The 25,166-nt window shown below is 70.6% G+C and carries 22 protein-coding genes and 2 pseudogenes; 8 read left to right on the top strand and 16 right to left on the bottom strand.

Annotated features, from left to right (window positions below):
- Positions 1-395 precede the first annotated feature (395 nt).
- The 5 genes and pseudogenes from ACZ7M2_RS29050 (at position 396) to ACZ7M2_RS29030 (ending at position 4,688) form a co-directional block, all read left to right on the top strand.
- Positions 396-1,094, top strand: a complete 699-nt coding sequence (locus ACZ7M2_RS29050) for an SDR family oxidoreductase (protein WP_471597774.1) — start codon at positions 396-398, stop codon at positions 1,092-1,094.
- Positions 1,095-1,145: 51 nt separating this feature from the next.
- Positions 1,146-1,309, top strand: a pseudogene (locus tag ACZ7M2_RS29045) (FAD-dependent oxidoreductase); the annotation flags it as partial.
- Positions 1,310-1,589: 280 nt separating this feature from the next.
- On the top strand, positions 1,590-2,210 hold the full coding sequence (locus ACZ7M2_RS29040; RefSeq protein ID WP_471597773.1) for a CoA transferase: 621 nt from the start codon (positions 1,590-1,592) through the stop codon (positions 2,208-2,210).
- 42 nt (positions 2,211-2,252) lie between these two features.
- Positions 2,253-3,032 (top strand): crotonase/enoyl-CoA hydratase family protein, encoded by a 780-nt coding sequence (locus ACZ7M2_RS29035; RefSeq protein WP_471597772.1) that lies wholly within the window; start codon positions 2,253-2,255, stop codon positions 3,030-3,032.
- Positions 3,033-3,188: 156 nt separating this feature from the next.
- Positions 3,189-4,688, top strand: coding sequence for a long-chain-fatty-acid--CoA ligase (locus ACZ7M2_RS29030; RefSeq protein WP_471597771.1), 1,500 nt, complete (start codon positions 3,189-3,191; stop codon positions 4,686-4,688).
- 240 nt (positions 4,689-4,928) lie between these two features.
- On the opposite strand, the gene ACZ7M2_RS29025 is transcribed toward ACZ7M2_RS29030, so the two are convergent.
- The 13 genes from ACZ7M2_RS29025 to ACZ7M2_RS28965 all read right to left on the bottom strand — a co-directional run bounded on the left by ACZ7M2_RS29025 (position 4,929) and on the right by ACZ7M2_RS28965 (position 19,347).
- Positions 4,929-5,516 carry a TetR/AcrR family transcriptional regulator gene (locus ACZ7M2_RS29025; RefSeq protein ID WP_471597770.1) on the bottom strand — a complete coding sequence of 196 codons (588 nt, stop codon included), beginning with the start codon at positions 5,514-5,516 and terminating at the stop codon, positions 4,929-4,931.
- Between the two features lie 158 nt (positions 5,517-5,674).
- Positions 5,675-6,658, bottom strand: coding sequence for a sugar kinase (locus ACZ7M2_RS29020; RefSeq protein ID WP_471597769.1), 984 nt, complete (start codon positions 6,656-6,658; stop codon positions 5,675-5,677).
- A 10-nt stretch (positions 6,659-6,668) separates the two neighbouring features.
- Positions 6,669-7,574 (bottom strand): SMP-30/gluconolactonase/LRE family protein, encoded by a 906-nt coding sequence (locus ACZ7M2_RS29015; protein WP_471597768.1) that lies wholly within the window; start codon positions 7,572-7,574, stop codon positions 6,669-6,671.
- Positions 7,571-8,206: a bifunctional 4-hydroxy-2-oxoglutarate aldolase/2-dehydro-3-deoxy-phosphogluconate aldolase gene (locus ACZ7M2_RS29010; RefSeq protein ID WP_471597767.1), complete on the bottom strand. Its 636-nt coding sequence runs from the start codon at positions 8,204-8,206 to the stop codon at positions 7,571-7,573. The genes ACZ7M2_RS29015 and ACZ7M2_RS29010 overlap by 4 nt, the downstream gene beginning before the upstream one ends.
- Before the next feature lie 26 nt (positions 8,207-8,232).
- Positions 8,233-9,030: a hypothetical protein gene (locus ACZ7M2_RS29005; protein WP_471597766.1), complete on the bottom strand. Its 798-nt coding sequence runs from the start codon at positions 9,028-9,030 to the stop codon at positions 8,233-8,235.
- The gene (gene dgoD / locus ACZ7M2_RS29000) at positions 9,024-10,169 is read right to left on the bottom strand and encodes a galactonate dehydratase (RefSeq protein WP_471597765.1); all 1,146 of its coding nucleotides are present in this window, start codon (positions 10,167-10,169) and stop codon (positions 9,024-9,026) included. The genes ACZ7M2_RS29005 and dgoD overlap by 7 nt, the downstream gene beginning before the upstream one ends.
- Positions 10,166-10,927 (bottom strand): FadR/GntR family transcriptional regulator, encoded by a 762-nt coding sequence (locus tag ACZ7M2_RS28995; protein WP_403692091.1) that lies wholly within the window; start codon positions 10,925-10,927, stop codon positions 10,166-10,168. Before ACZ7M2_RS28995 ends, dgoD begins: the two co-directional genes overlap by 4 nt.
- Before the next feature lie 49 nt (positions 10,928-10,976).
- Positions 10,977-11,735: an SDR family NAD(P)-dependent oxidoreductase gene (locus ACZ7M2_RS28990; protein ID WP_352047544.1), complete on the bottom strand. Its 759-nt coding sequence runs from the start codon at positions 11,733-11,735 to the stop codon at positions 10,977-10,979.
- Between the two features lie 76 nt (positions 11,736-11,811).
- Positions 11,812-13,923 (bottom strand): alpha-galactosidase, encoded by a 2,112-nt coding sequence (locus ACZ7M2_RS28985; protein ID WP_471597764.1) that lies wholly within the window; start codon positions 13,921-13,923, stop codon positions 11,812-11,814.
- Positions 13,920-14,843 carry a carbohydrate ABC transporter permease gene (locus ACZ7M2_RS28980; RefSeq protein WP_471597763.1) on the bottom strand — a complete coding sequence of 308 codons (924 nt, stop codon included), beginning with the start codon at positions 14,841-14,843 and terminating at the stop codon, positions 13,920-13,922. The genes ACZ7M2_RS28985 and ACZ7M2_RS28980 overlap by 4 nt, the downstream gene beginning before the upstream one ends.
- Positions 14,840-15,697, bottom strand: a complete 858-nt coding sequence (locus ACZ7M2_RS28975) for a carbohydrate ABC transporter permease (protein WP_471597762.1) — start codon at positions 15,695-15,697, stop codon at positions 14,840-14,842. Before ACZ7M2_RS28975 ends, ACZ7M2_RS28980 begins: the two co-directional genes overlap by 4 nt.
- A gap of 44 nt (positions 15,698-15,741) precedes the next feature.
- The gene (locus tag ACZ7M2_RS28970; protein WP_352047541.1) at positions 15,742-17,034 is read right to left on the bottom strand and encodes an ABC transporter substrate-binding protein; all 1,293 of its coding nucleotides are present in this window, start codon (positions 17,032-17,034) and stop codon (positions 15,742-15,744) included.
- Positions 17,035-17,235: 201 nt separating this feature from the next.
- Positions 17,236-19,347: a DUF8189 domain-containing protein gene (locus ACZ7M2_RS28965; RefSeq protein WP_471597761.1), complete on the bottom strand. Its 2,112-nt coding sequence runs from the start codon at positions 19,345-19,347 to the stop codon at positions 17,236-17,238.
- 357 nt (positions 19,348-19,704) lie between these two features.
- Here ACZ7M2_RS28965 and msrA point away from each other — a divergent pair, with 357 nt between their 5' ends.
- Entirely contained in the window at positions 19,705-20,217 is a 513-nt protein-coding gene (gene msrA / locus ACZ7M2_RS28960; protein ID WP_471597760.1) for a peptide-methionine (S)-S-oxide reductase MsrA, read from the top strand.
- Positions 20,218-20,754: 537 nt separating this feature from the next.
- On the opposite strand, the gene ACZ7M2_RS28955 is transcribed toward msrA, so the two are convergent.
- Entirely contained in the window at positions 20,755-21,294 is a 540-nt protein-coding gene (locus tag ACZ7M2_RS28955; RefSeq protein WP_471597759.1) for a hypothetical protein, read from the bottom strand.
- Positions 21,295-22,096: 802 nt separating this feature from the next.
- Here ACZ7M2_RS28955 and ACZ7M2_RS28950 point away from each other — a divergent pair.
- Positions 22,097-23,137 (top strand): NAD(P)H-dependent flavin oxidoreductase, encoded by a 1,041-nt coding sequence (locus ACZ7M2_RS28950; protein ID WP_471597758.1) that lies wholly within the window; start codon positions 22,097-22,099, stop codon positions 23,135-23,137.
- Positions 23,138-23,149: 12 nt separating this feature from the next.
- Here the strand turns inward: ACZ7M2_RS28950 and ACZ7M2_RS28945 are convergent.
- A pseudogene (locus ACZ7M2_RS28945) lies at positions 23,150-23,370 on the bottom strand (hypothetical protein); the annotation flags it as partial.
- 150 nt (positions 23,371-23,520) lie between these two features.
- Positions 23,521-24,402: an SDR family oxidoreductase gene (locus ACZ7M2_RS28940; RefSeq protein ID WP_471597757.1), complete on the bottom strand. Its 882-nt coding sequence runs from the start codon at positions 24,400-24,402 to the stop codon at positions 23,521-23,523.
- Positions 24,403-24,487: 85 nt separating this feature from the next.
- On the opposite strand from ACZ7M2_RS28940, the gene ACZ7M2_RS28935 reads away from it, so the two are divergent.
- Entirely contained in the window at positions 24,488-25,066 is a 579-nt protein-coding gene (locus tag ACZ7M2_RS28935; RefSeq protein WP_471597756.1) for a TetR/AcrR family transcriptional regulator, read from the top strand.
- Positions 25,067-25,166 lie beyond the last annotated feature (100 nt).

The following is a 25,166-nucleotide window of genomic DNA, read 5'->3' as shown; positions in this document are numbered from 1 at the left end:
GGTCGTGTCCGCGGTTCCTCACGCCCGAAGTACTGGACCTCAGCCTTTCGGAGGCCGGCCGGCATAGTGGCCTGGCCCCCCGCGCGCTGCTCACCTGGCCGAGCCAGTAGCTCGTGGTCACCAACCGCGCCGGGACCACGCGCTCCACGTGATGCGGTGCCGTTTCTGATGCGAAACCCTGGGTTGAGTCCCCGGTTACTCGTCAGACGGCGAGCGGTGCCGATGTTCGGGCTGTGTTGGTCGCGTGGCTGCCTTCTTGGAAGGGGCGCCATGGGCTTGCGGAGTGCAGAGTCAAGCTGCAGCCCGCCTACCCATCCCTTGGCTGGAGGTGTCCAGATAGGGAGTCCGCGGTTCTCTCGGCACGGCGGCAACTTACGAAAACGAGGTGTCCGGCCATGGAGGTCAAAGGATCGGTCGCGCTGGTGACCGGCGCGAACAGGGGTATCGGACTCGCCTTCACCCGTGCTCTGCTCGCCCGGGGCGCAGCCAAGGTGTACGCGGGTGTCCGCGACCCCGAGAGCGTCCGTGAGCCGGGGGTCGAGACGCTGCGTCTCGATGTCACCGACGAGGACCAGATCGCGGCTGCGGCGGTGGCGGCGTCCGACGCGACCATCGTGATCAACAACGCCGGCATCCAGGCCGGGCCGAGCCTGTTGGAGGGATCTCTGGAGGGCGCGCGGCGCGAGCTGGAGGTGAACTACCTGGGCACCTGGGCGGTCTCGCGGGCCTTCGCTCCGGTGCTCGCGGCCAACGGCGGCGGAACTCTCGTCAACATGCTGTCGGTGGCGTCGTGGCGGGTGAACAAGCCGTGGCCCAGTTATGCGGCGTCGAAGGCCGCTGAGTGGTCGCTGACCAATGCATTGCGCGTTGGTCTGCGACAGCAGGGGACACTGGTCGTCGGGGTGCATGTGGGCCTTGTGGACACCGACGCCACCGCGGGTCTCGACGTGCCGAAAGTGCCGGCTGCGGAGGTGGCGGCGCAGACCATGGACGCGATCAGCCGCGACCTGCCCGAGGTACTGGTCGATGAGGTCTCCCGCCGGGTGCGCGCGGCGTTGTCCGGCCCTGTGGAGCTCCTGGATCCAGCGCCGTGAACAGCGACGGCGGGATTACCCAAGGCCATCCGACGCCAATGGAGAGATGGGATGGACACTGACTTCGATGTCGTCGTCCTCGGTGCGGTCCCGGCGGATATGTGGCTGCCATCCGCTCTGCGCAGCTGGGGCTTCGTACGGCCATCGTGGAGGGTCGTTTCTGGGGCGGGGTGTGCCTGCACATCGGCTGTATTCCGGCTTGCCTGCTCGAGCGTCGTGGCGTCGGCATCCGCCTTGGCAAGGGAATCGATGCCTCTGATGACGCTCAGCAGCAGATACCCCAGAGCCGAGCAGTCGACATGGTCGGCCACTTCCCCTGCGGCCTAGGCATCGTGGATCGCGCCCGCGAGGACGCCGGCAAGATCGGCGAACGCACGGCGGGCCGTCTGCGCAACGTGCTGGCAAATCCAGTCGTCCAGGACTGGTCGTGTACGACGTTCAGTACAACCGCCTCGTCGAAGCCTCGTCTTCTTCCCGTTCCGCCAGGGCACGCCGTTGTGGTCCACCTGGACCACAACGGCTGGTGACCCGTTCACGACGCGCGGAACACCTCTCGGCCCGGACCGAATTGAGGATGCCCGTCTCCCCGCCCCATCGACCGGTCCGTCCCGCCCAACGCACTCGTGGACATGTACCGCACGGCGGACGACCGCTGGATCGTCCTCGTCTTCGTCAACGAGGACAAGCAGGTCCCGCTCCTCCTCAAGGCCATCAGTCATCGAGGCAGCGGAGAACCCGCGCTACGCCGACACCCCGAGCCGTCGCGCCCACGCCGCCGAGATCGTTACCCTGTTGGACAGGACGTTCGCGACTCGCTCCCTGGCCGAGTGGCGCGAGGTCCTCGACGCCGCAGGCCTCACGTACGGGGTCGTCCGGACGCTCGAACAGTGCGCCCAGGACCCCCAGTTCCTCGCCAACCGGGTGTTCGTGCCGATCCACGACGGCAGCGACGACCCGCACCTGACCGTCGACAGCCCCGTCCGACTGGACCAGGAACAGAAGGTCCGTCCGGCCCCGGCCCCCGACCTGGGCGAACACACCGAGTCCGTGCTCCGCGACCTCGGCTTCGACGCCGCCGGAATCGAGGAGCTGCGCAAGGCCGAAGCAGTCGGCTGAAGCCGCGACTCGGCAACGCGACGGAAGAAGGGAAACACCATCATGACTACGGCCAACGACACGCCGACCGTACGAACTGAGGAGACCGACGGCATCTTCGTGATCACGATCGACCGGCCGAAGGCTCGCAACGCCATCGACGGCGCCACCGCCAGGGCCCTGGCGGCTGCCGTCGATCACCTGGAGGCCCGTGACGACCTCCTGGTCGGCATCCTCACCGGGGCCGGCGGCGTCTTCAGCGCAGGTATGGACCTCAAGGCCTTCGCGGCCGGAGACAAGCCCATCGTCGAAGGACGGGGCTTCGCCGGCATCACCCGCGCCCGGATCAAGACCCCGCTCATCGCCGCCGTCGAGGGCTACGCGCTGGGCGGCGGGACCGAGATGGCGCTCGCCTGCGACATGATCGTGGCCGCGCGGAACGCCACTTTCGGTCAGACCGAGGTCCACTACGGCATCGTGCCACCCGAAGGGGGCATGGTTCGCCTGCCCGAGCGCATCCCGCGCAACATAGCCCTGGAGCTACTGCTGACCGGCGAGCCGCTGCCCGCCGAACGCGCAGAGCGGTTGGGCCTGGTCAACCACCTCACAGATCCGGGCCAGGCCCTGCACCGGGCCCTGGAACTCGCCACCAGCATCGCGCACAACGCGCCCCTGGCCGTGGCAGCCATCAAACGCGTCGTCAACGAGCGGCGAGCGTTCAGCGACGACGACGCGTTTGTCGAGCAGGACCGGATCGTCGCCCCGGTCCTGGCGTCCCACGACGCCCAGGAGGGCGCCCACGCCTTCGCCGAGAGGCGCTCACCGCACTGGCAGGGCCGCTGACACCAGCCCCGGCGGCGGAGAAGCTGCGCGCTTCCGTCGCCAGTGGCGGCATCACCGGTGCATTTCACGGGGGGCTGACGCGAAGGAGCCTTCGAGCCGAGGTACTCAAGGGGCTGCGCGGCCGAAAGACCCAGAGAGTCGAGGAGAGGAGCTGGCATGAACCTCGCATCCCGCTTGGTGAGCAGCGCCCGGACTCATCCGGATCGCGCCGCGCTCCGTCTCGAGGACGCCGTCGTGTCCTATCGCACGCTCGACCAGGGCAGCGCCCACATGACCGGACTGCTCCGCAACCATGGCGTGAAACCCGGGGACCGAGTGGCGATCATGCTGCCCAACGTCCCTGAGTTCGCTCTCGTGTACTTCGGCGTACTCAGGGCCGGCGGCATCGTCGTGCCGATGAACCCCCTGCTCAAGTCCCGCGAGGTCGCCTACTACCTCAGCAACTCGGGCGCCCGGCTCCTGTTCGCCTGGCACGCCTTCGCCGACGAGGCGCGGGCCGGTGCGCAGCAGGCCGAAGGCGAGGTGGTCGTCGTCAGTCCTGGCGCATTCGATTCTCTGCTCACGTCCGCCCCGTCCGTCGAGGACCTGGCCGACCGGCACAAGGACGACACGGCGGTGATTCTCTACACCTCGGGAACGACCGGTGAGCCGAAGGGCGCCGAACTGACCCACGCCAACCTCACCCGCAACTGCGACATCGTGGCCAACGAGCTGGTCCAGCTCACCGCCGACGACGTGATCTTCGGTGGGCTGCCCCTATTCCACGCGTTCGGACAGACCTGCACCCTCAACGCGGCCGTCGTCTCCGGCGCGTGCCTCACCCTGCTGCCGCGCTTCGACGCCGGGAAGGCACTGGGAATCCTCGGCGAGCACGGAGTGAGCGTCTTCGCCGCGGTGCCGACGGTGTTCAGCAGGTTGGTGCGGGAGCCCGACCGGGACGCGTACCCCGTCTCCCGGCTGCGCGTGTCCGTCACCAGTGGCGCGGCCATGCCGGCCCAGGTGCTGCACGACTTCCAGGCCGCGTTCGACTGCGTCGTGCTCGAAGGGTACGGACTGTCGGAGACCTCGCCCGTCGCCTCGTTCAACACCTTGCAGGCCGGGCACAAGCCCGGTTCGGTCGGCACCCCGATCCGGGGCGTCGAGATGCGGGTGGTCGCCGACGGCAGGGAGGTACCGCACGGGGAAAGCGGCGAGATCGCGATCCGCGGGCACAACGTGATGAAGCGGTATTGGCAACGCCCCGAGGCGACCGCCGCCACGATCCGGGACGGTTGGCTGTACACCGGCGACATCGGCCGGGTCGACCAGGACGGGTACTTCTGGATCATCGGACGGACGAAGGACGTGATCATTCGAGGCGGCTACAACGTGTACCCCCGCGAGGTCGAAGATGTGCTGTACGAGCATCCGGCGGTCGCCGACGCCGCGGTCATCGGCCTGCCCAGCGCCGATCTCGGTGAGGAGGTCGGTGCGGCGGTCGTTCTCAAGCCGGGCGCCCGAACCACGGCCGAAGAACTGCGTGAGTACGTAAAGCATCAGGTCGCCGCCTACAAGTATCCGCGGAAGGTATGGATCACGGACGCGCTGCCGAAGGGGCCGACCGGCAAGATCCTCAAGCGGCAGATCGTCCCGCCGCCCGAGCTGGACAGTCGATGAGGCGACTGGGCCGTGGCGGGTCCGCGACCGCCCGACGCCCGACCGGATGCCTTCCTCACTGGCGGTGACGCGGTCGACGGTGACGCCGTTGTCGATGTCATGCAGGTCATGCAGGTCATGCAGGTCATGCAGGTCATGCAGGTCATGCAGAAAGGCGTACCCGCGACTGCCGTAACGCTTCCCGACCTGAGGGACACACCCGCCATGCGCCGTGCGTGCGTGCGTGCCCACAGGGGGCCGCTACTCGTCGGCGGCCTTCGGCTCGCTCATCCGGCGGGCGGCTTCGACGACCGCCGAGCGGTGCAGGGCCAGCCGCCGCGGCGACCAGGACTGGCTGACCTCCTCGGGGCCGACGTCCTCGGCAGCCCAGAACCACGCCTGGGCCGCGGCGAGAACCATGGTCAGGAGATCGGCGGGCTCCATCCCCTGGGCGAGCTCGCCACGCTGCTGCGCGTCGGCCACTTCGGTGGCCTTGCGCCGGAAGGCGTCCGGTTCGAGTCCGGTGACGGAGGGGCGCTCCAGTAGTTTCCACAGGCGTAGGCGCATCAGGTCCGGCCGGGCGACGAGGTGGTCGAAGATCGCGCCGGCGTATCCGGGCAGGTCCTCGACGTCGAACGGCACCGACTCGGCTCCCGCCGTCATTGCCTGTCGCAACACCTGGTCGAACAACTGCTCCTTGTTGCCGAAGTAGGCGTAGATCAGCCGCTTGTTCGCCCCCGCGGCCTCCGCGATGCGGTCCACTCGGGCGCCGGCGATGCCGTAGGCGGCGAATTCTCTGAAGGCGGCGTCGAGCAGCCGGGCCTTAGTGGCACTGGAGTCCTGCGGCATGCGTGCCACCCTAGCAAGTAACTATCTAGTTATTCACTCCGGCAACCTGCGGGTCTATGGAATCCGCCGCTGAGGAAGTGTCGGCAGCGGAACATCAGGACGACATCCTGCGCTGAGCCCTGCACTCGAAGCACCCCGGACCCTCCTGTCCGGAGAAATCAGTCGATCACGGCGACCCGCCAGGTATCTTCGTCGGCGTCCAGGAGCGCCGCGACGAGGGCGGGGTCCGGCAGCGGGCCGTGGTCTGCGGCGACTCTCAGGGCCGAGGCCGCGGTCAGATGGCCCAGTCGCAGGGCGCGGTCCACGGGCAGCTGCCGCAGCAGACCGCTGAGGAATCCGGCGGCGAAGGCGTCGCCGGCGCCGACCGGCTCGGCGACGCGCACGGTCAGGGCGGGCACGCTGTGGGCAGCGGTCCCCACGAAGGCGGTGGCGGCGCGGTCTCCGTCCTTCACGACGAGCACGTGCGGGCCGGACAGGAGTTCGCGGACCCGTTCGGCGTCGGTGATCTCGTCCCCCCACAGGGCCTGGGCCTCGTCGAGGCCGACGAGCACGATGTCGGCCCGGTCTGCGAGCCGCCGCAGCACGTCGGCGGCGGAGCGGCCGTCCCACAGCGCGGGGCGATGGTTGACGTCGAAGCTGACGGGCCACGGTCGGTCGGGGCGCAGCGCGCGTTCGACGAGGGCGCGGCAGCCGGGCGACAGGGCGGGGGTGATGCCGCTGAGGTGGACGAGTGCGGCGCCCGCCACCGCCGGATCGTCGAGCACGTCGGGGGTGAGGGCCGAGGCGGCTGATCCGGCGCGGTGGTAGTGGACGCGGGTGCCGTGCCCGCGCGGGCCCGGGTCCTTGAGCAGCAGTCCGGTGGGCCGCTGCGGGTCGGTGCGCACGCCGCTCACGTCGACGCCGCCTGCGGCGATCCGGGCGCGGACGCGACGGCCGAAGGGGTCGTCGCCGACCGCGGAGACCCAGCGGGCGGGAATGCCGTGGTCGGCGAGGTAGAGGGCGACGTTCGACTCGGCGCCCGCGATGTCGACGCGCAGCAGGTCGGCGCCGTCCAACGGCCCGAGGGGGTCGGGGGCGAGGGCTGCCATGGTCTCGCCGACGCAGACCACGGGGCCGGGGCGCAGTGGCCGGTAGGTGCTCATGGTGGGTTTCCTAGGGTGTGTCGGCGCGGTCCGCCGGGGCCAGAACGGAGGGGACCGCCGGGCGGTACGGGGCGGCCGGGGCGCCGGGAACGTCGACCCGGAGCGCGAAGACGGCGCCGTCGAGGGGTCCCGGGACGGGCAGGCCGATGTGCGCGCTGGTGACGAGGAGCGTACGGCCGTCGGGGCCACCGAGGCAGAGTCCCGCGGGCTGTCCGGCGGGCAGGTCGACGATCCGGTCGAGGCCCCCGTCGGGGCGGTAGCGGTGGACCTGCCCGGTGCCCCAGACGGCGGTCCACAGGCAGCCCTCGATGTCGGTGGTCATGCCGTCGGGGCTGCCGGAGCCGAGGGTGACGAAGTGTTCGGGGGTGTCCAGGTCGCCGGTCACGGGGTCGACCGGATAGCGGCGGATGACGCCCCGTGCGCTGTCGGCGAGGTACATGACGGTGCCGTCGGTGCTGAAGGCCGGGCCGTTGGGGATCGTGACGTCCCGCAGGACGCGGGTGACGCGGCCGTCGCGGTCGACGCGGTAGAGGGAGCCCGCGTCCTGGGTGGCCTCGTACGCCATGCTGCCCGCCCAGAAGCGGCCGTGCGGGTCGGCGACGCCGTCGTTCATCCGCATCGGCACGGGTGCGTCCTCCTCGGGGCGCGCGATCCAGTCGACGCGGCCCGCGGGGTCGATGCGGCAGATGCCGGTGCCCGCCGCCGCGATCCAGTGGCCGGGGTGCCCCTCCACCGGTGCCACGGCGCCCAGCGGGCAGGGCAGTCGGGTGATCGGGGCGAGCGGCGCGTCGGGTCCGTCGGGCACGGCGAGCAGCCGGCCGGTGAGGATGTCCGTCAGCACGGCGCGGCCGTCCGTCCAGCGGATGCCCTCGCCCAGTTCGAGGCGGTCCCTCCCCAGGACCGCGGGGGCGGTCACGGGCGGGTGTCCGCGCGGACGACGTCCAGGAACGCGCGGGCGCGCTCACGCAGGGCGGTGAGGTCGCCGCCCTCGGCGGCGTCGCCGATCAGGGGCGATCCGACGCCGACGGCGATGGCTCCCTCGCGCAGGTAGTCGGCGGCTGCCGCCGCGTCCACTCCCCCGACGGGTACGAAGGGCAGGTCCGGGAAGGGTCCGCGCAGGTCCCGCAGATAGCCGGGGCCCCCCGCGCTGCCTGCCGGGAAGAGTTTGAGGGCGTCGGCGCCGAGCCGCTGTGCCTGGAGGATGTCGGTGGGCGTCATCACGCCGGCGAGCACGGGGAGTTCGAGTTCCCGCCCGGTGGCGATGCCGTCGCTGACCCCCGGGGTGACGAGGAAGGCGGCGCCGGCCTTCTGGGCGGCCCTGGCGTCGTCGGAGCTGAGCACGGTTCCGGCGCCGAGCGTCGCGTCGGGGCCGAGCGCGGTGCGGGCCCGCGCGATGACGTCGAGCGCGTCGCGCCCGGAGAGGGAGACCTCGATGAGGGTGACGCCCTCCTCGGCGAGGGTGAGTACGGTGGTCAGCGCGGCGTCCGGGTCGCTGCCGCGGACGATGGCGAGCAGCCGGTGGGCGCGCAGCTCGGCGAGCAGGTTCATCCTGGATCCCTTCTGGTGACGGTGGTTCAAGGGCGGCGGGTCGCGGTGACGGTGAGCCGCCAGGTGACCTCGCCGGCCGGCGGCACTGTGGCGGTGTCGCCGTGGGCCGCCGCGGCGCGGTCGAAGACGCGGCCGAGCATCGGCTCGACGCCGATCGAGCGGTACGGCGCGCCCTGGGGGAAGCCGCCGAGGTTGCGCCAGAGGGCGACGGCGACGGGCTGCCCGGCGGCCTCGACGGACAGGTGCAGCGTGTCGGCGCCGTCGTGCACGGACACCCGGGAGGTGAGGACGACCGCTCCCACGGCGCTCCCGTCGTCCGGGCCGAGCCGGTCCAGCGGTACGCCGTCGACGCCGGGCCAGTTGCCGGCGACCCAGCGGTCGCCCTCGTCCGGGTAGAGCCGGGTCGCCGCCGGTCCGACGACGCCGATCCGGGCGGCCGGGGAGAGGTCGAGCAGGGCGTGGGCGGCCCACACGAAGCGGTAGCCGGGCTCGGCGGCGAGCGTGTAGTCGGCGACGACCGCGTCCCCTCGCTCGCCGATGCGCCGGATCAGGCGGAAGTCGGGGCACTCCGCGACGTCCTCCTCCCCCGCCCTCCGCCAGGGCCGCGACCAGGCGTCCCCGTGGTCGGGCAGCCCGCGCACGGTGGGCACGCACTCCTCCAGGCCGCCGGCGTCGGCGAAGGGGTCACCGGGCCGGACCACGCGGCGGCGGGGCTCGTCGCGGTGCCACAGCCACTCGCGGCCACCGGCGGTCAGTGACGTCCAGCGTCCGCCGTGGTCCGGGTCGGTGGCGACGCGGACGGGCAACCGCGTGGCGCTCACCATTCGGCGAAGGAGCCGTCGACGTGCCGCCAGACGGGGTTGCGCCAGGCGTGGCCGGACCGGTCGGCGGCGCGGACCGCCACCTCGTCGACGGCGATGCCGAGTCCGGGCAGTCCGGTGCGGTGCGCCTGGCCGTCGACGAAGCGGAAGGGCTCGGTGTCGACCAGGTAGGACAGGAGGTCGGCGTCCTTGTTGTAGTGGATGCCCCGGCTCTGCTCCTGGATCAGGAAGTTGGGTGTGGCGAAGGCGACTTGGAGGCTGGCGGCCAGCGCGATGGGACCGAGCGGGCAGTGCGGCGCCAGGTGGGCCCCGAAGGTCTCGGCGAGCGAGGCGATCCGGGTGACCTCCGATATCCCTCCGGCGTGCGACAGGTCCGGCTGGGCCACGGCGACGCCCGCGGTCAGCACCGGGAGGAAGTCGGCCCGCCCGTAGAGCCGTTCGCCGGTGGCCAGCGGCACGGACGAGGCGGCGACCAGACCGGGCAGCAGGTGCGCCTGCTCGGGCAGGACGGGTTCCTCGACGAACAGCGGGTGCAGCGGGGCCATCTCGTGGAGTACGCGGCGCGCGTTGGCGGCGCTGAAGCGGCCGTGGAAGTCGACGGCGACGTCGCGGTGCGGGCCGAGGGCCTCGCGGGCGGCCGCCACGCGCTCGACGACGGCAGCCGTCTCTGCGGGGCTGCCGATCGGCGGGGTGCGCCCGGCTGCGTTCATCTTGACGGCGGTGAAGCCGGCCTCCACCTGGGCGGTGACCTCCTCCTTGAGCCGCGTGGGTTCGTCGCCGCCGACCCAGGCGTACACCCGGACGGTGTCGCGGACCGGGCCGCCGAGCAGGGTGTGCACCGGCACCCCGAGGGCGCGGCCCGCGATGTCCCACAGGGCCTGGTCGATGCCGGCGACGGCGCTGGAGAGGACCGGGCCGCCCCGGTAGAAGCCGCCCTTGCTCAGCACCTGCCAGTGGTCCTGGATGCGCAGCGGGTCCTGGCCCACCAGGTACTCCGCCAGCACCTCGACGGCCGACCGGACCACCTCGGCCCGGCCCTCCACCACCGGCTCGCCCCAGCCGACGGCCCCGTCGTCGGTCTCGATGCGGCAGAACAGCCACCGGGGCGGGACGAGAAAGGTCTCGACGCGCGCGATCTTCACTGTGCCTGACCGTCCTTCTCGTGGGTGGAGCCGTCCGCGCCCTCGGGCGCGGACGGACCGCTGAGTTTGTCGAGGTCGCGCGTCGCCTGGTCGAGCAGGGCGCGCATGGCGTGTTCCGCGCCGTCGGGGTCCCGGTCGCGCACGGCGTCGAGGACGGCGCGGTGGCTGGGGACCGGGTCCTCGCTGTGGGGGGCGCTGTGCACGAGCCGATCGCGCTGGGCCAGGCCGGACTCGATGACCATCTCCATGCGTTCCAGCAGTTCGTTGTGGGTGGCCGCGAGCAGCGCCCGGTGGAAGGCGAGGTCGGCCTCGACGGCGTCGCTCGCGCCGCCCTCCTGGCCCATCGCGGTCAGTGCCGCCTCCAGTGCCTCGAGGTCGGCGTCGGTGCGGCGGGCCGCGGCCAGCCGCACGGCGGCGGGTTCGATGATGCCGCGGACCTCGCCGAGGTTGCGGAGCAGCGCGGGGTCGGCGCCGGTGCCGCTGCTCTCGGAGAACTGCCAGCGCAGCACGTCGGCGTCGAGCAGGTTCCAGTCGGAGCGGGGCCGTACGAACGTGCCGCGCTTCTGCCGGGCGTCGACCATGCCCTTGGCCGCGAGCACCTTGAGGGATTCACGCAGGGCGGTCAGGCTGACGTCCAGTTCGCTCTGCAGGGCCGCCATGTCGAGCGTCGCTCCCTCGGGGATCTCGCCGCTGAGTACCCGGCGGGCAAGGGTCTCCACGGTCTGGCCGTGCACTCCGCGGCGCGCGTATGGCGTCATGTGTTTGCCTTTCTTGCTGGTCGGTCGGTGGCTGGAGCGGTCGGTCCCGTCACGCGGAGGCCTTGCTGACGCTCCAGCCGCCGTCCACGAGCAGACTCGATCCGGTGATGTAGGAGGCCTCGTCGGCGGCGAGGAAGGCGACGGCGGCGGCGACCTCCTCGGGGGTGCCGAAGCGGCGGGCCGCGGTCTCGGCGACGCTGAGCTCGCGCTCGGCCTGCGGGACCCGGTCCCAGGCGGCGGTCAGGATCGGTCCCGGCAGTACGGCGTTGACCCGTACCCCGGGGCCGTACTCGACGGCGAGCTGACCGCACAGCGACAGCAGCGCTCCCTTGCTCGCCGCGTACGCCGGGTGGCCGGGGATCCCCCGGTGGGCGTGGACGGAGGAGATGAGCACCACGGCGCCCTGGTGCTCGCGCAGGTCGGGCAGTGTCGCCCTGACGCCCAGGAAGGCGCCGGTGAGGTTGACCGAGAGCTGCCGTTCCCAGGAGGCGAGGCTGGTCTCGTGGGCCGGTGCGACCGCCACCGTGTACGCGTTGCTGACCAGGACGCCCACGGGCCCGAAGCGGTGAGCGGCGGTGATCACTCGCTGCCAGTCGTCCTCGCTCGCGACGTCGGCGGCGACGAAGAGGGCCCGGGCCCCGTCCTTGCGCAGCCGCTCGGCGGCTTCCTCGCCGCGTTCGGCGGCGATGTCGACCAGGACGACGGCCGCGCCCTCCGCGGCGAGGCGTGCCGCGGTGGCCGCGCCGATGCCCGACGCGGCGCCGGTGACGACGGCGACGCGGTTGGTGAAGCGGGCGGCTGGGTTCATGAGGTGGGTCGTCTCCTGTTCGAGAGGGAGGTGGGGTGCAGATGTTCGAGGGGTGGGGCGAATTCTTCCGTCGTCGTCACTGCCGGGCCAGCACGGTCAGCTCCGCGTCGTGTCCGGCGGTCCAGGCGAACGGCAGCCCCGAGTGGAGCAGGTACGCCCCGCTGTAGCGGATGCCGGTCGCGGTGTCGGTGTAGCCGGCGTCCGGTCTCAGGCCGCGCAGTCGGAGCCGGGCGGCCCGGCCGGGCACCAGGGGCGCGCCGTCGAGCGGGCCGGTGTTCCAGGCCGTCACCACCAGTCGGGCGCCGCCGGGTTCCTCGTACTGGATGCCGCAGGTCGGGTCGGCGGGGCTGCCGAGCAGACTCACCTCGCCGTGGTGGACGATGTCGCGGACTTCCTTGTAGCGGGCGATCCACTCGGTGGCCTCGGCGCGCTGCTGCGGCGTCCAGTGGCGTATGTCGGCGCCGATGCCCAGGACTCCGGCGATGGAGTTGACGAACCGGAAGGCGAGGGAGCGGGGGCGCGGGTCGAAGACGCCGGGGGCGTCGGTGACCCAGGAGCTCATGGTGTGCGGGGCGTGCGCGTGGAGATAGCCGTACTGGATGCGCAGCCGGTCCATGGGCGCGGTGTTGTCGCTGGGCCACATCACGTCGGTGCGGGCGAGGGTGGCGTGCTCGACGCGGGCGCCACCGCCTGCGCAGCCCTCGACGGTGACGTGCGGGTGGGCGGTGCGCAGGTGGTCCAAAACGCGCAGGTAGCCGGCGGCGTGAGCGGCGTCGAGGTCCTGGAGCTCGGGGTCGGGACCGGCCGGGTGGCCGGGGCGACCGCGCTCGGTGGGCGGCCGGTTCATGTCCCACTTGAGGTAGCTGATGGCGTACGAGCCGAGCAGCCGGTCGAGCGTGCCGATGACGAAGTCCTGGACGTCCTCGCGGCCGAGGTCGAGCAGGAGCTGGTTGCGTACGAGCGTCGCGGGCCGGCCCTCGATCCGGTACACCCACTCGGGGTGCTCCGCGTAGAGCCTGGAGCGGGGGCTGATGCCCTCGGGCTCCACCCAGAGGCCGAAGTCCATGCCGAGGGCGCGGACGTCCTCGACGAACCGGTCGAACCCGCCGGGGAATTCGACCGGGTCCGGATCCCAGTCGCCGAGACCGCCGGTGTCGTCGGCGCGCCCGGTGAACCAGCCGTCGTCGACGACGAACAGTTCGGCGCCCAGGTCCGCGGCCGTCCTGGCGAGCTCCAGCTGCCCTGCGGCGTCGACGTCGAAGCCGGTCGCCTCCCACGAGTTGTAGAGGACCCTGCGCCGCCGGTGGATCCGGTCGCCGGTGAGGTACCGCTCGTAGCGGTGCCACACGCGGGCCAGCCCGTCGAGCCCGTCCGGGCTGAAGGCGCAGGCCAGCCGGGGTGTGACGAGGGTGGCGCCGGGGGCGAGGCGGACCGCGCCCTCGTGGGGCACGCGGCCGGCGCGTACGCGTACGGCGCCGCCGGGCTCGGCGTCGGCGGTGATCCGCCAGTTGCCTGACCACTCCAGGGCGATGCCGTACGTGGGGGTGGCGCCCTCGGCGGGGGCGGCGGCGTCCTGGACCGCGAGCCAGGGGTGGTAGGCGTGCCCGGCCGAGCCCTGGGTGCTCTCCATCTCGAAGCGGCCGCGCTCCAGCTCCACGTGCTTCAGCTGGAACTCCTGCGACCACTGTCCGGCCAGGTACGTCATCCGCGCGCCGCCCTGGACGGGCACATTGACGGCGGCGGAGTCGAAGCGCTCCAGGCGTACCTCGGTCTCGCCGGTGCAGGTCAGCTCCGTCCAGCGCAGCACGACGTCCGTGCCGGGCACCGTCTCGTAGCGGAGCGTCGTACGCAGCCCGAGGACGTCGTCGGCGAACTCCAGGCGCAGCGCCCGGTCGCCGTCCTGTGTGGCGCCGGTGAATCGCCACCAGCTGCCGCGGTCGCCGCCGGGACGGGAGGCGACCAGGTCGGCGCCGGTGAACGGCCGCAGCCCGTACGGGATGTACTCGGCCGGGGCGGCGTCGGCGGGCACGATGAAGTGAGTGCGCCGCGACCAGTCCATGGGCGACGGCCCGTCCTCGACGCCGTGCGGCCCCCAGGCCGCGAGTTCGGCCCAGCGGTCGTCGCCGCCGAGGGTGACTGCGTAGGTGGTGGTGTCGGTGCGCAGCAGCCACCGGTCGTGCACGGTCACTTGACGGCTCCGAGGTTCAGTCCGGCCACGAAGTGGCGCTGGAAGCGGAGGAAGACGGCCACCGTCGGGGCGGCGGCGATCACCGAGCCGGCCGCGATCACGTTCCACATGGACACGTACTGGCCCTGCAGCCCGATGAGGGAGGCGGTGATGGGCATCTGGGAGTCGGTGCGCAGCACCGTGATGGCCCACAGCAGGTCGTTGAAGATCCAGGTGAACGACAGGGCGGTCAGCGCGGCCAGCGCCGGGCGGGCCAGCGGCAGGATGACCCGCCAGTAGATCTGCCACGGGTTCGCGCCGTCGATGACGGCGGCCTGCTGGATCTCGCCGGGGATCGCCCGCATGAATCCGTGCAGGACGAAGACGTAGAAGCCGACGCCGAAGCCGACCTGCACGCCGATGAGGGCGTACAACTGGTCGTAGATGCCGAGCATTTCGCTGAGCTTGGAGACCGGGATCAGCAGGATCTGCGGGGGCAGCAGGTTGCCGCCGAGCATGAGCAGCAGCAGGACGCGCCGGAAGGGCAGGTCGTAGCGGCTGAGCGCGAAGGCCGCCATGGACGCGAGGCCTAGCGAGAGCACCACGGTGGGGATGGTGACCAGCATGCTGTTGATGAGGGCGCGCTGCTGACCGCCGTCCACCCACGCCTGCCGGAAGCTGTCGAAGGTGAACGAGTGCGGCCAGCTGCCGACGCCGTGCGCGGCGATGTCGTCGAACGTCCGGGTGCTGGTGACCAGGACGAGGGCGATCGGCAGCAGCCACACCGCGGAGATCAGGCCCGCGGAGAGGTGGAAGCCGGCGGTGCGCAGGGCGCGGCCGCTCAGGGCGGGGCGGCGGGGCGCCGCGACCTCGACCGGGCCGGGCCGGCCCGCCGGGCCCTCGGCGTCCTTGAGGTCCGTGGTGGCGTGGGTGGCGGTCATGAGTCGGCCTCCCGGAAGGCGCGCACGAGGTAGCTCGCGATGACGCCGAAGGCCAGCACGAAGATGACGACGGCGAGTGCGGAGCCGTATCCCAGGCGCAGCGACTGGAACGCGGTGGAGTACATGTAGGTGCTCAGCAGTTCGGAGGAGTGGTACGGGCCGCCGCGGGTGAGCGCCCACACCACGTCGAACGAGCGCAGCGAGTCGATGACGATCACCGACAGGACGACCGCGTTGACGCTGCGCAGCTGCGGCAGGGTGATGTGCCGGAACTGCTGCAGGCGGGTGGCGCCGTCGACCTTCGCCGCCTCGTACAGCACGGGGTCGATGCCCTTGAGGCCGGCCAGGTACAGCACCATCACGTAGCCGACCTGGCGCCACAGCGCGGGCACGATCACCGCGTAGAAGGCGGTGTCCTGGTCGGCGAGCCAGGCGTGCTTCAAGCCGCCCAGACCGATGGCTTCCAGCACGTTGTTGATCAGGCCGTCCGGCTGGTACATGGCCTGCCACACCAGCGCGGTCGCGACCAGTGAGAAGACCACCGGCAGGAAGAGCGCCGCCCGGTAGAAGCCGATGCCGCGCCGCTCCTGCTGGAGCAGCAGCGCGGCACCGAGCCCGAGGGCGGCGGACAGCCCGCCGAAGAGCAGCAGCCACAGCACCGTGTTGACCGCGGCGGTGCGGAAGACCTCGTCGTGCACCATCTCGCTGAAGTTGCCGAGGCCGACGAACTTCGGGGCCGACAGACCGTCCCAAGAGGTCAGGGAGAGGTAGAAGCCCTGGAGGGCCGGCCAGAAGACCCAGAACGCCTCGACGAGCAGCGGGACGAGGACGAAGGCCAGGACCACCGGGGGCACCCGAGTGGCCCTGGACCGTCGTGTGGAGCCGATCAAAGCCATTGTCACTGGCTCCAGATCTTCTGTGCGCTGCGCTGCCACGTGGTGAGGATGGAGCCGATCTCCTTGGGCTTGGCCAGGTAGTGCACGAGCGCCGTGTCGGCGGTCGGCTGGAGCGCGTCGCTGGAGTCCCGGTTGAAGAACTGCGTCACGTCGGTGGCGCTCTCGATGAGTTTGCGGCCCTTGAGGACGAGCGGCGTGCCGGCGTCCTTGGCGTCCGGGTGCGTGGGCAGCGCGGTGCCGGAGGAGTTCTTGAGGTACAGCTCCTGCGCCTCGGCGGAGGCCAGGTAGCGCAGCAGTTCCTTGACGCCGTCGGCGCGCTTGGTGCGGGCGCTGGCGAAGTAGCCGTCCGTGGGCGCCTCTTCGGCGACCGGCACCTTCGGGTCGATGATGGGGAACTGGAAGAAGTCCAGGTCGCCCAGGGCGTCCTTGGGGGCGGCGTCGGCGAAGAAGGTACCGATGAGCATCATGCCGGTGCGGCCCTGGAGGAGGGCGGTGGTGGCGTCCTGGAAGGGGATCGCCGTGCCGTTGGGGTCGAAGTACGGCCGGGCCTGGTCCCAGGTGTCGAAGACCTTGCGGACCTCGGGGTCGTCGAAGCGGTGCTTGCCCGCGAGGAGTTCGCGGTGGTACTTGGCGCCGTTGACGCGGATGTCGAGGTAGTCGAACCAGGCGGAGGCCACCCACGGGGTGTCGCCGCCGGCACCGAGGCCGATCGGGGCGACGCCCTTGCTCTTGAGCTTGTCGCACAGGTCGAGGAACTCGTCCCAGGTCTTGGGCTCCTTCACGCCCCACTTGGCGAAGTTGGACTTCCGGTAGAACATGCCCCACCAGTAGTAGCTGGTGGGCACGAAGACCTTCTTGCCACTGGAGGCCGAGGTGCACAGCTTCTTCAGCGCGTCGGAGTAGCCCGCGAGTTCGGGCTTCTCCCATAGGTCGTCCAGACCGAGGAGCAGGTCCTTCTTGGCGTACGACTCGGCCACGGAGCCGGGGTACCAGGTGTAGGCGTCCGGCGGGTTGGCCGACGTGAGGTAGGTCGGCAGCTGGGTACGGAAGGTCTCGGACGCGACGGTGTTGAGCTGCGCCCTGGTGTCGCCGCGCTTGTCGAAGGCGGCGACGATCGCCTGCAACGCGGTCTTGGCCTGCGGAGAGGAGAGGTTGGACTGCAGGGTCACCGGGCCGCCGGACTTTCCTCCGGAGGCGGACGGACTCTGGGTGACGCAGCTGCTGAGCAGCGCGCCGGCACCGACTGCGCCGGCTCCTACGAGGAATCTGCGGCGGTTGGCGTTGAACGCGGTCATCTATGCACTCCCTAAGTGCCCACGGAACGGAGCTGAGGCCCCCTGACGGCCCGGCTCTGCCTGCGGCAGGCACAGCCTGCCGCAGGGGTCCGAGCACCGTCAAGATTAATTACTAATTTATTTCTTGGAGGGTGTGCCTCCAAGCCGAACAACACCCGGAGGCACACCTGTTGGTTCTGGGTGTTCTGGAGCGCGCGGAGCTCAGAGCCCGGCCTGGTGGACGCGGCCGTCCACCCCGCGGTAGGCGGCCAGTACGCCGCCGTCCGGCCCGGCGACGGCACCGAGCGCGCCGTCGAAGGCACCGCTGACGAAGTCGGTGTCCTTGCTCCAGCCGGCCCAGCCGCCGTCGGCGGTCCAACTGCGCGTCCAGAGCGTGTAGTCCCCGGCCCGCGCGTACAGATGGACGGTACCTCCGGAGGCCACCAGGGTCGGGCTGCCACTGGTCGTGCCGCCGAGGGCCGTCCAGTCCGACCAGGTGCCGGAGGTGTCGCGGGTCCGCGACCACACTGAGTCGTCGGGGGTGCGCACGGCCACGTGCAGCCGTCCGGCGTCGTCGACGACGGCCGACGGACGTCCGTAGAACGGCCGGCCCTGCGGAGCGCCGAGCGAGGTCCAGCCGGAGGCCGGGCCGCGCGACCACACCTTGCCGTCCGCACCGCGCCCGAACAGGGTCCAGTCGTCCGGTCCCGCGAAGGCCGCGGTCGGCGCGTCCGTCAGCGTCCCGCCGAGACTCTGCCAGCGCCCCCAGTGCCCGTCCGCGTACACGCGCCGGTAGGCGGTGTCGTCGGTGCCGCGCACGAAGACGTCGATCCGTCCCCCGGCCGAGGCGTATGCCGCGGGCTGACCCAGGATGCGGCCGCCCGTCGGGCCACCCAGATCGGCGGTCCGGGACGTGGCCCAGTCACCACCGCGCGCGGTCTGCGCGCGCAGCGCGCCGTCCGTGCCGCGGGTGAAGGCGGTCAGCGTGTCGCCGTCGCGCACCAGGGCCGGACTCGCCGACGAGCGGCCGGGAAGCTGCGCGCCAGGGGCCTCGTCGGTGCCGGTCAGCCTCAGGAAGGCCGTGCCGTGCGCGGGGACGCGCACCGTGTACGAGCCGGTGAAGGTGCCGCGCGAGGCACGGGCCCGCAGGTCACGCACCGCGACCTCGCCAGCGAGGCCGGCGTCCGCGAAGGTCACCGTGCGGTCCTGCGCCTGGTCGGAACGGTTGAGCAGGACGACCGCCCGCTTGCCCGCGCCCTGCAGCACCTTGCTGTAGACGTCGCCGACCGAGTCGGTCGCCACGCGGACGCCCTGGATGCCCAGCGGGTCCTGGTCGACGGCGATGATCTCGGGGTTGCGCAGGGTGTCGATCATCGACTGTCCCAGGGTGCGCGGGTCACTGCCGAGCACGAGCGGCGAGGCCATCTCGGCCCACATCACGAACTGGGTGGTGGACTCCTCCTCCGTCAGCTCGTAGCCGCCCTCGGCGAGCTTGCGCATCGGGATGAGGTTGTCCGGGTCGTTCCAGTGCCCGGGACCCTGGGCCTCGGGGTGCCAGGCATTGGCGTCCATGCTGCGCAGGATGTTCGGCCACTCCCCCGCCGTCGGGGTGCCCCAGGCGAGGTCGGTGCCGGTACGCCAGGAGTCGGCGGTCGTCGGGCCGTAGACGAAGGTGTTGTGCGCGTCCTGTTCCGGGGTGTGCGGCATGCCCCAGTCGTCGGTGAGCGGGTTGCACAGATTGAGCAGCATCTTCCGCCCGGACTTGGCGACGGCGTCGCTGAACTCCTTGAAAGCGGGGCCCGGATCGAGCCCGGCGCCGATGCCGCAGAGGAAGTCCACCTTGATGGCGTCGACCTTCCACCCGGCGAACTGGCGGGCGTCCTGCTCGTAGTGACCGCGGCTGCCCAGGCCACACCACTTCCCGCCGTCGTACTCACCCGCGTCGGTGTAGATGCCGACCTTGAGGCCCCGCTTGTGGAGGTACGTCACCAGCGCGGGGATGCCTGAGGGAAAGCGGGTGGGGTTGGCCACGAGCCTGCCCGTCTGCGGATCGCGCGGCTGGTCCGCCTGCCAACCGCCGTCCAGCCAGACGATGTCGTAACCGCTGTCGCGCAGCCCGCTGCTGACGAGGTGGTCGGCGACCTTCTTGACCTGGTCCTCCGTCGGGGCGCCGAGCCCGTAGTAGGTGTTCCATCCCATGTACGGCGTGGAGGCGAGACCGCTGTCGTAGTACTGCGGCGCGCCCTGGTCGTCCGCGGCGTGTGCCGCCGGAACCGCCGACCCGACCAGCACCACGGCACCGAGCACCACCGCGGTCCGCCGCGGTCGCGCCATCCCTGCACGATGCGAAGCCACTGAATTCTCCCGAGAGTTGGGGGTACGGGGCACCCCGCTCCGATCGTGCCTGGGCGCCGGTGCCACGGCGGAAACTGTGCCCAGACCCCTCAGGCCTGTCAATATTAATTGCTAATTAACTTAAAAACGGGATCTCGCGGTGACGTAGCCACCGCCCCGGGACGGTTTCCGCAGGCTGCGGCGGCGCCCCAGCCCCGGCTGATCACCGGCGGGACGGGCCGGCGCGGAATTGTTTGGACCCCTCACGCGCTGATGAAGCCAAGGGCATGGGATGCCGCCGGTGTGCGAGCCGAGCAGCCCGAGTGACCGAGGCGACAGACATTGGAGGGGCCGAAAATGGCAGCGCAGACGCAGAGGGCCGTACTGGCGGGCGGATGCTTCTGGGGGATGGAAGACCTGATCCGTCGGCTCCCGGGCGTGACAGCGACCCGGGTCGGATACACCGGGGGTGACGTGCCGAACGCGACGTACCGTAACCACGGCACCCACGCGGAGGCCATCGAGATCCACTTCGACCCCGAGAAGACCGACTTCCGCACGATCCTGGAGTTCTTCTTCCAGATCCACGACCCGAGCACCAAGAACCGCCAAGGCAACGACATCGGTCTCAGCTACCGCTCGGCGATCTACTACGTGGACGACGAGCAGAAGCGGATCGCCGAGGACACCATCGCGGACGTGGACGCCTCCGGACTGTGGCCGGGCAAGGTCGTCACCGAGGTCGAGCCGGTCGGCCCCTTCTGGGAGGCCGAGCCCGAGCACCAGGACTACCTGGAGCGTTACCCCGATGGGTACACCTGCCACTTCCCGCGCCCGGGATGGCGGCTGCCCGCCCGCACGGACGGCTGACCGCGCGGAGAACTGACCACGCGGAGGACTGACGCGGAGAGCTGACCGCGCGAGGCGGCAACCAGCTCATCCAGCGTGAGGAAGAACGGCGAGTGCGTCGGCGGCCGGACCGGTCGCCGATGCCTGGCAAGCACGTCACGGCATGGCGCGACATGGCGTTCGGCTCCGGTCGCCGACCGGCCGTGTACGCACCATGGCAGAAACCATCGGCGAGCGAGGCTTCGAGTTGGGGCAGCTGCCGAGTTTGGCGACTGTGCCGCCCTTCACTGGAACCGCGCCGGGTTATCTGTTGATGCCGTTCCCGTGCCTGGTCAAGGCACGGCGGGGCCCCTCCGCCCGGGGCGGGGCTTCATCCGGCATTTGCACGCAAAGCCTGCGTACTCTTTCCCATCCCGATCACCTTCATACAGCAGCCTTCGGTTGCCTCTCAAAGGCCCCGGTTAAAGGTGAAGGGGTCGGCCGAGATCAGCAGTACGCCCGGGATTCCACGCAGTGAGACGGCATGGAATCCCGGGCTTGCGATTCGTGCAGCGTTGCCTAGTTGCAGTTCGTCGAGTCTCGAACGGCGTTGACGAGGTATGTGCTTGAGCTTGAGCTGTTCTTCATCAGCGCGGTGACCGTGCCGCAACCGCCGTGGGCGCGGTAGACAGGTCCTGCATACTCGCTGAAGTTGCCCTCGTCACTCGCACAGCCCTCTGCCGTGTAGTTCGAGCAGAGCTTGAGCTTCATCCACTTCGCGCCACTCGTGTTGTTATCGAAGATGGCACACGTAGGAGCGTCATTACTCGCGGGGTTGGATCCCTTGACGTAGACGAAGAGGGTCCCCAGGCGCGAGGCGTCGGGCAACTGCTCGGCCTTGTAGAGATTGTATCCCGTACCACAGACCGTTGCGGCAGCTACGACTGCGACGGGATTCTCCGCTGCAATTGCCCTGGCGTTCTTGTCGGCCTTGACCGAAATGCTGGGAACCGGCTGGTCGGCTGCCGCGACCTGCGGAGCAGTCAGGGCGAGAATGCCCAGGCTGGCTGCAGCCGCCGAAAAGATGACTCTTGCCGCATGCTTGCTTCGCACGGTCATGAGATCCCCCTCTGGAAACCATTCAAGTTGCCGCCCAAGAAACTCAAGAATCATTTATGGGCGAAGCGAATAACAGCAGCGCGAGCCAATCAGATCGCCCCTCCTGCTGTCTACGTGGATTCCCGCGAGAAAACGGATGCTGTCGTTCCGCTGTGACCCTATGCGCGTGGACCTTCCTCTCTCGGGGGGAAGAATCAGGCAATCGCCCGACCGCCTAGTTACCCGTAGTCCCACCCCTGAGTGAGTTGAGTGGCGCACGTCACATCACAGGCGAAGTTACGGGCCCGCCTGCTTTTGGCCATTGGCCGAATATTGGCGGGAGTTCGCCCCCACTGCGGCAGTGCTGATGTGGAGAGGCGCCGACACCTGCGTCGAGGGCGAGGAGCGCCGTTGATGTGGATTTGGCGCCCCTGCACTTGAAGCCGAAGAGAGAAGCCACGGCGGTTCCCGCCGGGCTCCTGCTGAAGCTTCGCGACCATCCGCCCCGCTTCACCGGTGAAAGCGATGGCGTTCAAGGGTGGTCTCCGTCCTCCGGGTCGGACGTTCCGGCCCTCGACTATGACGACTCGGGTCAACTCCGTGAGGAATCGTTCGAGGTGTCGGGACCTGGCCTGCCGGGTGTGTGCGGCCCGCAGTTTCGCGTTACCGCCGTAGAGTTCGTCGCCAGTTACCGGTCTCCACCGCCGCGCGCCCGCGCCGACCTGCGTAAATTAAGGAGACGGCGCCCCTGGGTGTTTCCCAGGCAGTGCAGCCCGCGTCCGATACGTCGCATGCGATTCAGGCACCCAACGGCCGTCTTGGCATGCCGCCCCTTGGCACTTCGTCAGTCCGCTACTGTGCGGCCATGTTGCAGACGAGATTCACCGATATGTTCGGGCTCGCTCATCCGGTGATGTCGGCCCCCATGGCCCTGCACAGCGGCGGGACACTCGCCGCCGCGGTCTCCGCCGCCGGCGGCCTCGGCTGTTTCGGGGGTACACATCCCTGGAAGAGACCCGACTGGATCCGTGCGGAGATCGCGACCATCCGCGCCACGACGGACCGGCCCTTCGCAGTCGGGTTCATCACGCCGTTCCTCCCTTTCACCGAGCCGCTGTTCGACGCCACGCTGGAGGAGCGGCCAGCGGTCGTCGCATTGTCGTTCGCCGATCCCCAGCCGTGGCTTGCCCGGGCCAAGGACGCGGGAGCCCGGGTGATGTGCCAGGTCCAGAACTACGAGGACGCCGAGGCGGCGGTTGCCGCGGGGGCCGATGTCCTCGTGGCGCAGGGCAACGAGGCCGGCGGTCACACCGGGACGATGGGTCTGCTGCCGTTCCTGACCGGGATCGTGCGCAGGTACCCCGATGTCCCGGTGCTGGCCGCAGGCGGCATCGGCGACGGACGGACGCTCGCGGCCGTCCTCACCGCAGGTGCGGACGGCGCCTGGCTGGGCACGGCATTCCTTGCCACACCCGAGGCGGTCGAGGTGCACGACATCCACAAGCGCCTGATCGTCGAGAGCGACGGCGGCGACACCGTATGGACACGGGCCTACGACATCGTGTCAGGACTTCCGTGGCCGACGGGTATCGGTGAACGCGTCCGCCGCAACCGGTTCACCGACGAGTGGGCGGAGCGCGAATCAACGCTGCGGGACCGCGCGGAGGAATTCAGGCCCGAGGAAGGCGCCAACCCCTTCGGGACCCCGCCGGACCCCGGCACGAGTGAGATCATCTACGGCCAGTCGGCGTCCTGCGTCGATGGCGTGCGCCCGGCCGCTGACGTGGTCCGGGCCATCAGCGAGGAGGCCGAAGCGATCCTGGATGCGCGGCCTCGCTCGCTGCTCCGCCGCCCGACAACCTGATCGGCGTGACAGCCGGCCCCGGCGGAAACGGCCACACACGCCCCTGCTGTGGAATACACAGGCCCGCCGGTCACCGTGTTCCGGACGGTGGGCTTGATCCGCCGACGCCGCAGATATCGGCGGTCGCCGCCTGATGAGTACGCCTTGTCACCGCTCAGGTGGTCCGGCCGGGTGTGCGAATGGCCGCCCGCCGGACAGTGCACGCGCATGCGTTCCCGGACCGCGATCACCCGATCATCACCTGATCACCTGCGAAACGATCCCCCGTTCTCCCCGCTGACCTGGGGATTCACGGAGATGCGGACAGAGCCGACGTAGGTGAGGTCCTCCGCTGCCGGCGTGAACGTCGGCAGCGGTCCGCCCGATCTTCCCCCGGTCGCCGGTCAGGGCTGGATGTTCTCCAGGTCCTCCAGGAGGCGCGGGTGCTTCGGCTCCCAGCAGAGTGCCTGCTGGGTGTGGGTGCTGGACGAGGGCTGGTCGGTCGCGAAGATCGGGCCGAGAGGACCGTAGGTCTCCGATGGGACCGACTCGACGGGCAGGCCCAGCCGTCGGCCGATGACCGTGGCGATGTCCCTCACCTTGTCTCCCTCGTCGGCCACCGCGTGCCAGGCGGTACCGGCCGGCGCCTGCTCCAGGGCGAGACGGAAGAGAACTGCCGCATCGAGCGCGTGCACGGCCGGCCAACGCTGTGCGCCGTCGCCCGGGTAGCCGGACACCCCGGTCTGGCGTGCGATGCCGGTCAGCAGACCGGCGAACCCGCCCGTGCCCTGGTGGTGAACCGTGCGCGGCATGCGTACGGCCGTGCTCCGGACTCCGCGTGCGGCCAAGCCCAGGACCGCCGTGACCGCGCGACCGCGACCACCGACCGGCCCGTCGGTCGGCAGCGGGTCCGCCTCGGTGGAGACGCGGCCCGGCACATAGGGCGTACCCGAGACGGTGACGAAGGGCCGGTCGCTGCCGACGAGTTCCTCGCCGAGGGCAGCGAGGGCGGCACTTTCCTCGGCGACCGCCCGTGCGAGGGCGTCGGGGCTGCTGAAGTCGTTGGCGAATGCCAAGTGGATCACCCCGTCGGCCTGAGCAACGCCGGCACGAAGGCTGTCCAGATCGGCGAGACCTCCCCGGAGCGGTTCGGCGCCGGCCGCCTCCGCGACCAGCGCGGACGCGTCGGAGCGGGCGAGCGCGAGAACGGTGTGGCCGTTGCCGAGCAGTTCGGCGACGACGGCGGAACCGATCAGACCGGTACCACCAGTGACAAAGACGCGCATGAAACTCTCCCCCAAGTGATGGGACTCTTGTCCCATCACCATAGCAGGGTGATGGGACAAGAGTCCCATCACGTACGATGGCCCCATGGGTCGATGGGAACCAGGCGCACGCGAACGCCTCGTCATGGCCGCCGTCGACCTGTTCACCGAGCAGGGCTACGACGCCACGACGGTCGCGCAGATCGCCGAGCGCGCGGGAGTCACCAAAAGCACCTTCTTCCGGCACTTCCCCGACAAGCGCGAGCTGCTGGTGGCCGGACAGGAGACGCTGAGCCGGCTGCTGGCCGAGGGGATCGCCGAGGCGCCCGGTGCTGCCAGCCCGCTCGAGGCGGTCGCTGCCGGTCTTGAGCGCGCGTCGAGCGCGATGGGCCCCATGAATCGCGAGCTCGCCCCTCGTCTGAAGGCGGCCGTCGCCGCCAGCGCCGAACTTCAAGAGCGTGACGCCCTCAAGAGCGTCAGCCTCGCGGCCGCGATGACGGTCGCTCTGGTCGCCCGCGGCGTACCCGATCCGACCGCGGCTCTCGCGGGCGAGCTGGGCGTCCTCGCGTTCAAGCGGGGGTACGCCGAATGGTCCGAGGGCGACCGCGACGCCAAGGAAGGGCTCGCCGAGTACACCCTGGCGGCCCTGGACGAGCTGCGTGCGGCGAGCGCAGCGCTGGGCTGACCAGGCAAAACCTCACCCGTCGTTCACAGAACCGCGGTCACAGCCTTTTCCCAGAGTCCTCATCAGTTTCCGGAGCCGGGTGGTCTCGCAGCACCCTTCG

It is taken from the genome of Streptomyces sp. NPDC111507 (genome assembly GCF_055638955.1).
This window is presented reverse-complemented; position numbering and strand designations above follow the sequence as displayed.